This is a genomic window from Nonomuraea mesophila (genome assembly GCF_004352805.1).
GTDB classification, from domain to species: Bacteria; Actinomycetota; Actinomycetes; order Streptosporangiales; family Streptosporangiaceae; genus Nonomuraea; species Nonomuraea longispora.
Genome location: NZ_SMLD01000238.1, coordinates 1 through 11,982 on the forward strand (window position 1 = coordinate 1; position 11,982 = coordinate 11,982).

An 11,982-nucleotide genomic window follows, 5' to 3' on the forward strand; every position below is an offset into this window, starting at 1 on the left:
GGCGGGGGCGGAGGTGAGGGCCGAGGCCAGGGCGTGGCTGAGACCGCCGGAGCCGACGCAGCACAGCGGGCCACGGGTGGCCGCGTCGGCGAGCAGCAGCCGCCCGAGCGCCCTGACGTGCTCGTCCGTCACCGCGTCCGCGACGAAGGCCGCGTCCCCGGCCCTTGCCCGGTACTCCTCCTCCGACGGCGAGGCGGGCAACCACCCGGTACGCCCCGCGCCCTGCTCGGCCAGGCGCACCCGCAGGTCGGCCTCCGTCGCCGGGGTGACCGGGTGGTCGCGCGCCGGCGGATAACGGTCGAGCCGGTGGACGTCGCCGTCCGCGCGTACGAAATGGTTGGCGAACCACGTGCAGCGGCCCAGTTCGGGCTGCGCGGCCAGCACCGGCACCGGGCCCCGTGCCAGGCCCGCGCGGTGCAGGGCCGCGACGACGCCCCCGATGCTCCCGCGCTGCGGGGAGGAGTCGAAGGTCGAGCAGACCTTGTACTGGATGACCAGCGGCCGCAGCGCCGCCAGTGCGGTGAAGGCGGGCAGCACCACGGAGGCCGGGTCGGCCGACGTCCGCGCGGTGGTGGCGATGCCGATGACGTCGTCCCGGTCGTGCAGGTGCGCCACGTCGGTGACCAGCGACCCGGTCAGCCCCAACCGCCTGAACTGCCACAACGCGTCGGTCGCGCCGGTGAAGTCGTCGGCGGCGAAGGCGATGCGGGTCACCGCCGCACCACCCCGCCGAAGTGGTCCAGCGCCCTGGCCAGTTCCGGCTCGCGCACCTCGGTGAGCGGCACGCCCGCCTCGGCCGCCGCCCACGCCTGCCTCATGCTGGCGATCCCGGCCGCCGGCCCGTCCGGGTGGCCGAGCACGCCGCCTCCAGCGAGGACGAGCAGGTCGCTGGTGCCGGTCCGGTCCAGGGTGACGGGCGCGGTGCCGGCCCACTGGGCCGACGACAACACGGGCAGGCACGGGAAGCCGCCGAGCAGCGGTTCGCGAACGGCCGCCACCGTCTGCTGCACGTCGTCGTCGGTGACGTAGAACTTGCCGTGGAACCCGCCGCAGTGCAGGTGGTCGACCCCCGCCAGGCGGGCCAGCTTCTGGTAGGCGACGTGCGCGATGCCGATCCCGGGATGGCGGAACAGGGCTCCGGTGCCTGTGAGGTGCCCGTGGATGGGCACGCGGGAGTGCCGGCGCACCATCGCGGCCGCGGGAAGGCCGACGACGTTCAGGTTGACCATGACGCAGGTGCCGCCGGCGCCCACGACGAGGTCATGGTGGGCGAGCATGCGGTCGGGTTCGTCGCTGATGTTGAAGGCGTACATCGGCCGCCGCCCGGTCCGCCGTTCGACCTCGTCGAGCGCGGACGTGACCGCGCGCACCCGCTGCGGCAGCGGCGCGGGCGGGCAGTCGCCGTTCACCTCGTCGTCCTTGATGAAGTCGGCTCCGGACAACCCGAGCTCGACCACCAGGTCCGCGTAGTCGGAGGGCCGCAGCCCGACGTTGGGCTTGACGATGGTGCCGATCAGCACCCCGCCGGGCCGCCCCACCAGCCGCCGCGTGCCCTCCACGGCGAACCGGGCCGGCAGGTACGCCTGCCCGAAGGCGGCGGGCAGGTCGAGGTCGACCAGTTTCAGCCCGGCCAGCTCCCGCAGCTCGAACAGGTTGCCCGCGACCACGGGGAGCAGGTTCGTCAGCGACGGCCCGGTGTTGTCCAGCGGGAACCCGATCCGCACCAGGCCGGCGGTGAGCGGCCCGTCGCCGGCCGCGCCGGGCAGCGCCTCGGTGACCGGCGGGGGGATCTCGGTCATGCCGAGCACCACCGCGCCGTGCCGGGCGCGCAGTTCGTCGGTCTCGCCCGCGACGCCGACGAACGTGCCGGTGCTCTGCTCGCCGGCGATCGCGCTCACCGCCTGTTCGAGCGGCAGGCGGGTGAGCACGTGGTACGTGGCGACGGTCAGCTCCCGCCCGTCCCCCGGCGCGCCCGCTCCCCCAGAAGCTCCCGGCGAGGTGGTCATCGGCTCACCCGCTCGCCCAGGAGCTCCCGGGCCAGGTGGCGCATGGCGAGCGGCGGGCTGGCCAGGATCGGCGCCGCCGCCGGCACCGTACCGGCGACGCGGGCCATGGACGCCTGGGCCAGCACGACCACGTCGACGTCGCCGCCGAGGTCGGCGAGAGCCCGCGCCACGTGCGCGTCGTGGGTGGCGGCGTCGCCGCTCATGAGCGCCTCGAAAGCGCCCTCGCACACCCTGGCGGTCAGCTCGATCTCCTTTCCGGCGGCGGCGGCACGCCGGCGTACGAGGTCGGCGGTGGGTTCGAGGGTGGTGGTGAGGGTGGCGAGCACGCCGATCCGGCGGCCGAGCGCGACGGCGCGGTCGGCCATCGGGCGGTCCACCCGTGTCACGGGCACGCCGGTCAGCGGCTCGGCGGCCTCGACGGCGGCGCCGATGGAGGAGCAGGTCACCAGGATGTGATCGGCCCCCGCGGCCTCGGCGGAGCCGACGTGACCGGCGACGCGCCGCGCGGTCGCAGGTGTGAGGCGGCCGGTGGCGATGGTGTCCTTGATCAGGCTGTCGTCGACGATGTTGAAGGTGCCGACGCCGGGCAGGTGCTCGGCGCACAACCCGGCGAACACGTCGACCAGCGTCGCCGAGGTGTGGATCAGTGCCAGCCTCATGGTCTCTCCCTGGGGCGGAGGTCGGTGCCGCTTGCTGGGAACGTACTACCGAGATCGAGGATTGTTAAGAGGCTTCATCCGATGAAGTTCGGATTTCATCTGATGAAGGGCTAGGAAAACGGCGACGCTCGGGGTAGCTTGCGGAACCGTGGCAACAGATCCCCAGCCGGACGCGGCCCGGCACGTCCAGGTCGTCCAGGCGCTCGGCGCGCAGATCGTCGGGGGCGCGCTGGCCCCCGGCACGTCCCTCCCCATCGAGGAGGAGCTGGTCGGCGAGCTCGGCGTGGGCCGCTCCGCCGTCAGGGAGGGCGTGAAGGTGCTGGCCGGCAAGGGCCTGCTGGAGACCAGGAGGAGCGCGGGCACCATCGTGCGCCCCCGCGAGTCCTGGAACCTGCTCGACGCCGACGTCCTGAGCTGGCGGTTCATGCCGGAGCCGCGGCCCGGCGACATCCAGGTGCTGGCCGACCTGCGCGTCGCGTTGGAGCCAGGGGCGGCGCGGGTGGCGGCCGAGCGGGCGGACGCGACGGCCGTCCGGCGCGTCGACGAGGCCCTGGCCGCGCTCTACGCCACCGCCGACGACCCCGAGCCGTTCATCGAGGCCGACCTGGCCTTCCACAAGGCGGTGTTCGCCGCGGCGAACAACGACCTGCTGCTCTACATCTACGACATGATCAGCATCGCCCTGCGGTCCGTACGCCAGGTGCACACCCGCTCGGTCGCCCACAACAAGGAGACGCTGCCCGGCCACGAGCGGGTCGCCGTGGCGATCAGGCGCCACCACCACCGCAAGGCCGAGGAGGCCATGCGCGAGGTGGTCGAGGTCGCCCGCGCCGACGCCGAGCAGCACGTACGGCTCTGCTGCTGACCACCCCATGAAATGAGCGAACACGTGCACGTCCACCTCGACGTCGACGGTCCCGTGGCCGTCATCACCCTGAACAGACCCGACAAGCTCAACGCCATCACCCCCGGCATGGCGGCCGACCTGCGCGCCGCCCTCGACCGGGTGGACGCCGACCCGGGCGTGCGGGTGGCCGTGCTCACGGGCGCGGGCGAGCGCTCGTTCTGCGTCGGCAGCGACGTCGGCGAGCTCGACGCGTACGCGACGCCGTGGGAGTTCCGCAACCGCGGCGACTACGGCGACGCCGTACGCGGGCTGCGCAAGCCGATCATCGCGGCCGTCAACGGCTACGCCTACGGCGGCGGCCTGGAGCTGGCCATGGCCTGCGACATCCGGCTGGCCGCCGACACGGCGACGTTCGCCGCGCCGGAGATCAAGCTGGGCTGGATCGGCGGCAGCGGCCAGTCGGCGCTGCTCGCCCACGCCGTCGGCCCGAGCAACGCGGCCACCATGCTGCTGACGGGCGACCCGATCGACGCCGCCCGCGCGCTGCGGTGGGGGCTGGTCACCGAACTCCACCCGAGGGAGGAGCTGCTGCCGGCCGCGCTGGAGCTGGCGGGGCGGATCGCGGCCAGGCCGCCGATCGCCGCGCAGGCGGCCAAGGCGAACATCGGCGCGGCCTACTCGATGCCGCTGGAGCAGGCCATCCGGTACGAGCGCGACCTGCAGACCGTCTGCTTCGCCACCGCCGACGCGGCCGAGGGCAGGGCGGCCTTCGCCGAGCGGCGCGAGCCCGAGTTCGAGGGGCGCTGATGGGCGTTCTCGACGGTTACCGGGTGATCGACCTGTCCATCGCGATGGCGGGGCCGCTGGCCGCCATGCGGCTGGGCGATCTGGGCGCCGACGTCGTCAAGGTCGAGCCGGTGACCGGCGAGTGGCAGCGGCACGCCCCGGCGGGCGGGGCGACGGGCAACCGGGTGAACGCGTCGTTCCTGTCGCTCAACCGCAACAAGCGCAGCCTGGCCGTGAACCTCAAGGCGGACGAGGGCAGGGAGATCGTGCACCGGCTGGCCGCGACGGCCGACGTGTTCCTGCAGAACTACCGGCCCGGCGTGGCCGAGCGGCTGGGCATGGACCACGCCACGATCAGCGCGCTCAACCCCCGCATCGTGTACGTCTCCATGTCGGGCTACGGCGAGAGCGGCCCCTACATGGCGCGGCCCGGCCAGGATCTGCTGCTGCAGGCCATGAGCGGCGCCATGCTGAGCACCGGCCGCGAGGGGGACCCGCCGGCGCCCTCGGGCACGTACGCCGTCGACGCCGTCACCGCCTACAGCGCCTTCGAGGGCGCGCTGGCCGCGCTGCTGCACCGCGAGCGCACCGGCGAGGGCCAGCGGGTGAGCGTCAACATGCTGGACGCGGCCGTCGCCGTGCAGATGCAGGAGCTGTCGGTCTTCACGGTCGGCGGGGTGCCGCAGCGCCGCGGGAGCGAGCCGCACGGCCACACCTACATCCGCGCACCCTACGGCGTGTTCGCCACCAAGGACGGCCATCTCGCGCTCGGCATGCCCCGGCTCGACGTGCTGGCCGTCGCCTTCGACCTGCCGGAGCTCGCAAGCATGGACGGCGACGCCGACGGCCACACCAGGCGCGACGAGATCACCGCGATCGTGGCCCGCCGACTGCCCGCCCGTACGACGGCGGAGTGGCTGGAGATCTGCGCCCGCCACGACGTGTGGGCCGGCCCGGTGTACGGCTACGCCGACCTGGTCGCCGACCCGCAGGTCCGGCACAACGGCTCGTTCGTCACCTACGAGCACCGCACCGAGGGCACGGTGACCACGCCCGGCTTCCCGTACGGCCTGAGCGCCACCCCTCCGGAGGTGCGCAGGGGTGCGCCGCTGGTGGGCGAGCACACCAGGGAGCTGCTCGACGAGCTCGGCTACCCGCCGGAGCGCACGGCCGAGCTGCTGGCGGAGGGCGTGCTGGCATGCGAGGACTGACCTGGGACCATCCGAGGGGGTACGCGCCGCTGGACGAGCTGACCCGGCTCGACCTGGCCGGCCCGAACCCGTACGGCGCCGTGCCCGAGCCGATCGTGTGGGACCGGCAGCCTCTGGAGGGGTTCGAGTCGGAGCCGATCGCGCGGCTGTGCGAGACGTACGACGTGCTCGTCGTCGACCATCCCGGGCTGGGCGCGGCGGTGGAGTCGCTGGTGCCGATGGAGGAGCTGTTCGAGGCGGACGAGCTGTCGGCCCTGCGTGCCGGGTCGGCGGGCCGCAGCTTCGACAGCTACCACCTGGACGGGCGCCAGTGGGCGCTGCCGCTCGACGCGGCCACCCAGGTGGCGGCGGCCCGGCAGGGTGTGCGGGTGCCGGCGGGCTGGACGGAGATGGCGGCGTTCGCCCGGGACGTGCGGATGGTGCTGTGCCTGGGCGGGCCGCACGCCTTCCTCATGTTCTGCGCGCTCTGCTCGGGCGACTTCCTGGACGAGGAGGAGGAGGGGGTCAGGGCGCTGGAGCTGATGGCGGAGCTGCTGGCCGGTGCGGACCCCGACCTGTCGACGCGCAACCCGATCGGCGTGCTCGACGCGCTGGCGGCGGGCGAGGCCGACTGCTGCCCCCTCCTGTACGGGTACGCCACCTACCCGCTGACCTTCTCCGACGCCCCCGCCTGGCCGGGCCGGCCGCCGGGCAGCGTGCTCGGCGGCACCGGGCTGGCCGTCTCCCGCGCGCGCATCGGCACGGTCCGCGAGGCGGTCCGCGCCCACCTGCGCCGCCTGTTGTCGGAGCCGGTGCAGACCGGGCTGTTCCCCGCCACCGGCGGGCAGCCCGCGGCCCGCGCCGTCTGGGAGACCGGCGGTTTCTACCGCGGCACCCGGGCCACCTTGGAGGCCGCCTGGGTCAGGCCGCGTTTCCCCGGCTACATCGCCCTGCAGGAGAGGTCGTCCGCGCTGATCCGCGACGGGCTGCTCGCCCGCGTACCGGCCCGCGACCTGCTCAAGGACCTGCACCACGAATGGAGGCACAGATGACCACGGCGCTCGTCACAGGCGCCGCCGGCGCGCTCGGCCGCGCGATCGTGCGCCGGCTGACCGACGACGGCCACCGGGTGGCGGCACTCGACGTCGAGGACAAGGGGCTCGAAGGCGCGCTCACCCTGGCAACCGACCTGCGTGACCCGGCCGCCGTCGAGGCGGCGTTCGCCGAGACGCGGGCGCGGCTGGGGCCGGTCGGCATCCTCGTCAACAACGCGGCCGTCTATCCGGCCCGGCCCTTCCTGGAGGTGCCGCTGGCCGAGTACGACGACGTGCACGCCGTCAACCAGCGGGCCTACTGGCTGGCGGCCCAGCTCGCCGCCCAGCAGATGAGGGGACATGGCGGCGCCATCGTCAACGTCGCCTCCATCACCATGCACGGCGGCTGGTCCGACCTGGCCGCGTACGTCGCCACCAAGGGCGCCGCCGCCGCGCTCACCAGGGCGCTGGCCCGCGAGCTCGGCCCGGAGGAGATCCGGGTCAACTGCGTCTCGCCGGGCGCGTTCCCGACGGCGGCCGAGGCGATCCATCCGGATCCGGAGGCGTACGACCGGATGGTGCTGGAACGTCAGGCGCTCCAGCGGCGCGGCAGGCCGGAGGAGCTGGCGGCCGTGGTGTCGTTCCTGACCGGCCCGGACGCCTCGTTCGTCACGGGCCAGACCATCGAAGTCAACGGAGGGTGGGTGATGGCATGACGCCGGACCGCAGGCGGCTGGCCGAGCTGACGGGCGATCTGAGCGCGGCCGGCGGGGTGCGGCTGGTGACGCTGGCCGACGGGGCGGAGCGCGGCATCAGGGCGCTGGAGTTCAGGACCGGCTCGGGGCTGGCGTTCGACGTGCTGGTGGACCGGTGCATGGACATCGGGCACGCCGAGCACGGCGGGCGCGCGTTCGGCTGGCGCTCCCCCACCGGCTTCCGCCATCCGGGGTTGCACGAGAACGCCGACGAGGACGGGCTGTCGTGGTTGCGCTCGTTCTCCGGCCTGACGGTCACGGCCGGGCTGGACCACACGTTGTTCGGCGGCGACGTGCCCGCCGGCACCTACCGCTATCCGCCGCGCACGTCGGTGCGGCACGGCCTGCACGGGCGCGCGGGCAACCTGCCCGCCCGGCTGACCGGCTACGGCGAGCGCTGGGACGGTGAGCGCTGCGTGTTGTGGGCGGAGGGCGAGGTGCGCCAGGCGGCGGTCTTCGCCGAGAACCTGCGCCTGGTGCGGCGGATCGAGGCCGACCTCTGGGGTGAGGAGATCCGGCTGGTCGACACCGTCACCAACGCGGGTTTCGAGCCGACGCCGCACATGTACCTCTACCACATCAACCTGGGCTGGCCGCTGCTCGACGAGGGCGCCAGGTTCGAGGCCGCGATCCGCGAGACGCTCTGGCAGAGTGACAGCGTGGCCGAGCAGCGGGCCGATCACCTCGTCTTCCCCGGGCCGGCTCCGGGGTTCGTGGAGCAGGTGTACGAGCACGCGCTCGTCCCCGGCGACGACGGGCTGCACCGGGTGGGCGTGGTCAACGACCGGCTCGGGATGCGGGTGTCCGTGGAGTGGCCGGCGCGGGAGTTCCCGTACTTCTTCGAGTGGCTGAACCTGCGCTCGGGCAACTACGCGGTCGGTCTGGAGCCGTCCACGCACCACGTCGCGGGCGACGCGGCGGCCAGGGAGGACGGCAGCATGATCTGGCTGGGCCCGCAGGAGTCGCGGACGTACCACACGACGTTCCGTGTCGGGACGACCTGAGCCCGCCGGGCGGCCCTCACTCCAGCCGGTACGCCCGCCGCGCCGTCCCGGCGAAGACGTCGGCGCGCTCGCCGTCCGACAGGCCCGCGCACAGCGTCTCCGCGGCCTCGGCGACCTGCTCGTAGCCGGCCGCGAGCAGGCACACCGGCCAGTCGGAGCCGAACATCACCCGCTCGGGCCCGAACGCCTCCAGGACGACCTCGGCGTACGGCCGCAGGTCGGCCACCTGCCAGGACTCCCGGCGGGCCTCGGTGACCATGCCGGACAGCTTGCAGCAGACGTTGGGGTGGCGGGCCAGCTCCTGGACGCGGCCGCGCCACGGCTCCAGCTCGCCCGAGGCGATCGGCGGCTTGGACAGGTGGTCGAGCACGAACGTCAGCTCCGGCAGGGCCGCCACCGTGTCGATGGCGGCGGGGAGCTGGTGCGGCAGCGTGAGCAGGTCGTAGGCGAGCCCCGCGGCGGCGACGGCGGCGAGCCCGCGGCGCACGTCGACGCGGGTGAGCCAGCCGGGGTCGGGCTCGGACTGCACGCCGTGCCTGACGGCCACCAGCCCGTGGGGCAGCCCCGCGAGGGTGTCGGCGGCGTCGGGCGCGGTCAGGTCGATCCAGCCGACCACGCCGGCGACGAGCTCGGAGCGGGCGGCCAGGGCCAGGAACTCGCGGGTCTCGCCGAGGTCGGGGAGCACCTGCACCAGCACGGTACGGCTCACTCCGGCCGCGGCGGCGGGCCTGGCAAGGTCGTCGAGGGTGAACGTGCGGCGCACGGGGGCCATCGGCTCCGGGTCGAGCCAGGCGTGGGTGCGTGCGGACAGATCCCAGACGTGGTGGTGGGCGTCGATGCGGGTCATCACGGACTTCCGGCTCGGTCGGGTGCGGGCGGGGACGGCCGCCCTCTCCAGCAGGACCGGAACCTAACATACATCCTACGTTAGAGCCAGAATTCACGGAAGTATGGACATCTAAGCCCCGTTCGCGTAGACATACATCCTATGTTCGCGGTGAACATCCGCTGACCTTTCGCCTTCGACGTCCCCGCGGTCCGAGAGACATCCGGACCCCCTGACGACGATCATCCTCATCGCTCTCGTGACATCCCGCCCCGGCGGCGGCATGCGTTCAGGAAGAGGAGTAATGGTGACCAACGACGGCTACACACGACGAGGCGTGCTCACGACCGGCTTAGGCGCGGCGGCCGGATCCGTGCTCGTGACCGGGGCGTCCGCCGGTCCCGCGCGGGCCGGCACCCGGCACGGCGCGCAGCACGGCCCGCAGGACGGCCCGCTGGCCCTCTGGTACACCCGCCCGGCCGCGGACTGGCTGGAAGCGCTGCCCGTCGGCTGCGGGCGGATCGGCGCCATGGTCTTCGGCGGCGTCGCCACCGAACGGCTCCAGCTCAACGAGGACGGCATCTGGGCCGGCGGGCCGCACACCTACGACAACCCCGAGGCCCTGGCCGCCCTCCCCCAGATCCGGCAGTGGGTCTGGGAGGACAAGTGGAAGCAGGCCCAGAACCTCGCCGACGAGAAGTTCCTGGGCATCCCCAGCGAGCAGGCGCCGTACCAGGTGCTCGGCGACCTCGCCCTCACCTTCCCCGGCTCGGAGGAGTTCACCGGCTACCGGCGCGAGCTCGACCTGACCCGGGCCGTCACCACCGTGACCTACGTCCGCGACGGCGTCCGCCACACCCGCGAGGTCTTCGCCAGCAACCCCGCCCAGGTCATCGTCGTGCGGCACACGGCCGACAAGCCCGGCTCGGTGACGTTCCAGGCGGCCTTCACCAGCCCGCAGAACACCACGACGGACGCCGCCGGGCCCGACACCATCGCCCTCGACGGCGTCAGCGGCGACTGGGAGGGACGCGAGGGCCAGGTGCGTTTCCGCGCCCTGGCCAGGGCCGAGGCCAAGGGCGGGACGGTCACCACCGACGGCGGCACGCTGGCCGTGACCGGCGCCGACGAGGTGACGCTGCTCATCTCCATGGGCTCCGGCTACCGCAGCTACAAGGACGTCGGCGGCGACCCGGACGAGGTGGCCGGGCGGCATCTGCAGCGGGCCGCGGGGCGGCCGTACGAGGTGCTGCGGCGCGAGCACGTGCGCGACTACCGCGAGCTGTTCGGCCGGGTCGAGATCGACCTCGGCACGTCGGACGCGGCCGCGCTGCCGACCGACGAGCGCATCGTCCGTCAGCAGCTCGACACCGACCCGCAGCTGGCCGCGCTCTACTTCCAGTACGGCCGCTACCTGCTGATCTCCTCCTCCCGGGCGCCCGGCCACGCGGCGAACCTGCAGGGCATCTGGAACGACTCGCTCACGCCCGCGTGGGAGTCGAAGTACACCATCAACATCAACTGCGAGATGAACTACTGGCCGGCCGGGCCGGGCAACCTCATCGAGTGCATGGACCCGCTGTTCGACCTCATCAAGGACCTGGCGGAGACCGGCGCGCGGACCGCCCGCACCCAGTACGGCGCCAAGGGCTGGGTCGCCCACCACAACACCGACGGCTGGCGCGGCACGGCCCCCGTGGACTTCGCCTTCTACGGCGTGTGGCCGACCGGCGGGGCGTGGTTGTGCCTGACGTTGTGGGAGCACTACCTCTACACCGGCGACGAGCGACGGCTGCGCGAGCACTTCCCCCTGATCAAGGGCTCGGTGGAGTTCTTCCTCGACACCCTCCAGACCGACCCCAGGACCGGCCACCTGGTGACCAACCCCTCCCACTCGCCGGAGGTGGGCCACCACGAGGACGACGGCGAGAACGTCAGCATCTGCGCAGGGCCGACCATGGACATGCAGATCCTGCGTGACCTGTTCGGCGCGTTCGCGCAGGCGTCGGAGGTGCTCGGGGTCGAGGAGGACCTGCGAGCCAAGGCCGGCGAGGCCCGCTCGCGGCTCGTGCCCAACCAGGTCGGGCATCTCGGGCAGATCCAGGAGTGGCAGGAGGACTACCGCGGCGACGCCGCCCTGTCGCGCAGCCGGCACATCTCCCACCTGTGGGGGCTGTTCCCCGGCCACCAGATCGACCCGCGGCTGTCCCCCGACCTGGCCCAGGCGGCCCGCCGGACGCTGGAGCTGCGGGGCGAGGCCGGCGCGGGCTGGTCCCTCGCCTGGAAGATCAACTTCTGGGCCCGGCTGCTGGACTCCGCCGAGGCGTACAAGCGGCTGGGCAACCTGCTCGTGCCCGCGCGGACCGCACCCAACATGTTCGACCTGCATCCGCCGTTCCAGATCGACGGGAACTTCGGCGGCGTCTCGGGGATCACGGAGATGCTGCTGCAGAGCCACGGGGACCAGGTGCACCTGCTGCCCGCCCTGCCCGCCGCCTGGCCCGCGGGGTCGTACCGGGGGCTGCGGGCGCGCGGCGGGTTCGAGGTGGACCTCACGTGGGACGGCGGCGCGCTGCGGCAGGGGCGGATCCGCTCCGACCTCGGACGCCGGCTCACCCTGCGCACCGCCCAACCGGTCACCGTCACCGAACGGGGCCGCCCGGTCGAGGCCGAGCGGCCCGAACCCGGGGCGCTGGTGTTCGACACCCGCAAGGGCGCGACGTACGAGCTGGCGCCGGCCTGACCCCAGCCCGGCGACACAGCCCGGCGACACAGCCCGGCGGCACAGCCCGGCGGCACAGCCCGGCGGCACGGCCCGGCGGCACGGTCAGGCGGAGGGCCGCGCGCGGGGGCGGGTGCGGGAGGCCTCGCCGCG

General features: G+C 73.6%; 11 protein-coding genes. 7 read left to right on the forward strand and 4 right to left on the reverse strand.

Annotated elements, in window-relative coordinates; all coding sequences use genetic code 11:
• From E1295_RS44380 to E1295_RS44390, 3 genes are all read right to left on the reverse strand, one after another.
• Nucleotides 1-714 (reverse strand): four-carbon acid sugar kinase family protein (locus tag E1295_RS44380; protein WP_166427718.1); only part of this gene is annotated, 714 nt, incomplete at its 3' end.
• Nucleotides 711-2,006, reverse strand: a complete 1,296-nt coding sequence (locus tag E1295_RS44385) for a RuBisCO large subunit C-terminal-like domain-containing protein (protein WP_132640805.1) — start codon at nucleotides 2,004-2,006, stop codon at nucleotides 711-713. The genes E1295_RS44380 and E1295_RS44385, both read right to left, overlap by 4 nt.
• Complete coding sequence (locus tag E1295_RS44390; RefSeq protein ID WP_132640807.1) at nucleotides 2,003-2,665, reverse strand: aspartate/glutamate racemase family protein; 663 nt, start codon at nucleotides 2,663-2,665, stop codon at nucleotides 2,003-2,005. Before E1295_RS44390 ends, E1295_RS44385 begins: the two co-directional genes overlap by 4 nt.
• Nucleotides 2,666-2,813: 148 nt before the next feature.
• Between E1295_RS44390 and E1295_RS44395 the strand changes: the two genes are divergently transcribed.
• The 6 genes from E1295_RS44395 to E1295_RS44420 are packed head-to-tail and all read left to right on the forward strand — an operon-like array spanning nucleotide 2,814 to nucleotide 8,281.
• A complete protein-coding gene (locus E1295_RS44395) occupies nucleotides 2,814-3,530 on the forward strand; it encodes a FadR/GntR family transcriptional regulator (RefSeq protein ID WP_132640809.1) in 717 nt (238 codons plus the stop codon).
• Nucleotides 3,531-3,542: 12 nt separating this feature from the next.
• On the forward strand, nucleotides 3,543-4,319 hold the full coding sequence (locus E1295_RS44400; protein WP_132640811.1) for an enoyl-CoA hydratase/isomerase family protein: 777 nt from the start codon (nucleotides 3,543-3,545) through the stop codon (nucleotides 4,317-4,319).
• Entirely contained in the window at nucleotides 4,319-5,509 is a 1,191-nt protein-coding gene (locus E1295_RS44405) for a CaiB/BaiF CoA transferase family protein (RefSeq protein WP_132640813.1), read from the forward strand. Before E1295_RS44400 ends, E1295_RS44405 begins: the two co-directional genes overlap by 1 nt.
• Nucleotides 5,497-6,540 carry a type 2 periplasmic-binding domain-containing protein gene (locus tag E1295_RS44410; RefSeq protein WP_132640815.1) on the forward strand — a complete coding sequence of 348 codons (1,044 nt, stop codon included), beginning with the start codon at nucleotides 5,497-5,499 and terminating at the stop codon, nucleotides 6,538-6,540. The genes E1295_RS44405 and E1295_RS44410 overlap by 13 nt, the downstream gene beginning before the upstream one ends.
• Nucleotides 6,537-7,238, forward strand: coding sequence for an SDR family NAD(P)-dependent oxidoreductase (locus E1295_RS44415; protein WP_132640817.1), 702 nt, complete (start codon nucleotides 6,537-6,539; stop codon nucleotides 7,236-7,238). Before E1295_RS44410 ends, E1295_RS44415 begins: the two co-directional genes overlap by 4 nt.
• Nucleotides 7,235-8,281 carry an aldose 1-epimerase family protein gene (locus tag E1295_RS44420; RefSeq protein WP_132640819.1) on the forward strand — a complete coding sequence of 349 codons (1,047 nt, stop codon included), beginning with the start codon at nucleotides 7,235-7,237 and terminating at the stop codon, nucleotides 8,279-8,281. Before E1295_RS44415 ends, E1295_RS44420 begins: the two co-directional genes overlap by 4 nt.
• A gap of 16 nt (nucleotides 8,282-8,297) precedes the next feature.
• On the opposite strand, the gene E1295_RS44425 is transcribed toward E1295_RS44420, so the two are convergent.
• On the reverse strand, nucleotides 8,298-9,128 hold the full coding sequence (locus E1295_RS44425; protein ID WP_132640821.1) for an amidohydrolase family protein: 831 nt from the start codon (nucleotides 9,126-9,128) through the stop codon (nucleotides 8,298-8,300).
• A gap of 283 nt (nucleotides 9,129-9,411) precedes the next feature.
• Here E1295_RS44425 and E1295_RS44430 point away from each other — a divergent pair, with 283 nt between their 5' ends.
• Nucleotides 9,412-11,850 carry a glycoside hydrolase family 95 protein gene (locus E1295_RS44430; RefSeq protein WP_132640823.1) on the forward strand — a complete coding sequence of 813 codons (2,439 nt, stop codon included), beginning with the start codon at nucleotides 9,412-9,414 and terminating at the stop codon, nucleotides 11,848-11,850.
• The last annotated feature ends 132 nt before the right edge of the window (nucleotides 11,851-11,982 follow it).

Coding starts and splice junctions, on each gene's coding strand:
- E1295_RS44385 (WP_132640805.1), bottom strand. CDS start 2,006: ATGACCACCTCGCCGGGAGCTTCTGGGGGAGCGGGCGCGCCGGGGGAC.
- E1295_RS44390 (WP_132640807.1), bottom strand. CDS start 2,665: ATGAGGCTGGCACTGATCCACACCTCGGCGACGCTGGTCGACGTGTTC.
- E1295_RS44400 (WP_132640811.1), top strand. CDS start 3,543: ATGAGCGAACACGTGCACGTCCACCTCGACGTCGACGGTCCCGTGGCC.
- E1295_RS44405 (WP_132640813.1), top strand. CDS start 4,319: ATGGGCGTTCTCGACGGTTACCGGGTGATCGACCTGTCCATCGCGATG.
- E1295_RS44410 (WP_132640815.1), top strand. CDS start 5,497: ATGCGAGGACTGACCTGGGACCATCCGAGGGGGTACGCGCCGCTGGAC.
- E1295_RS44415 (WP_132640817.1), top strand. CDS start 6,537: ATGACCACGGCGCTCGTCACAGGCGCCGCCGGCGCGCTCGGCCGCGCG.
- E1295_RS44420 (WP_132640819.1), top strand. CDS start 7,235: ATGACGCCGGACCGCAGGCGGCTGGCCGAGCTGACGGGCGATCTGAGC.
- E1295_RS44425 (WP_132640821.1), bottom strand. CDS start 9,128: ATGACCCGCATCGACGCCCACCACCACGTCTGGGATCTGTCCGCACGC.
- E1295_RS44430 (WP_132640823.1), top strand. CDS start 9,412: ATGGTGACCAACGACGGCTACACACGACGAGGCGTGCTCACGACCGGC.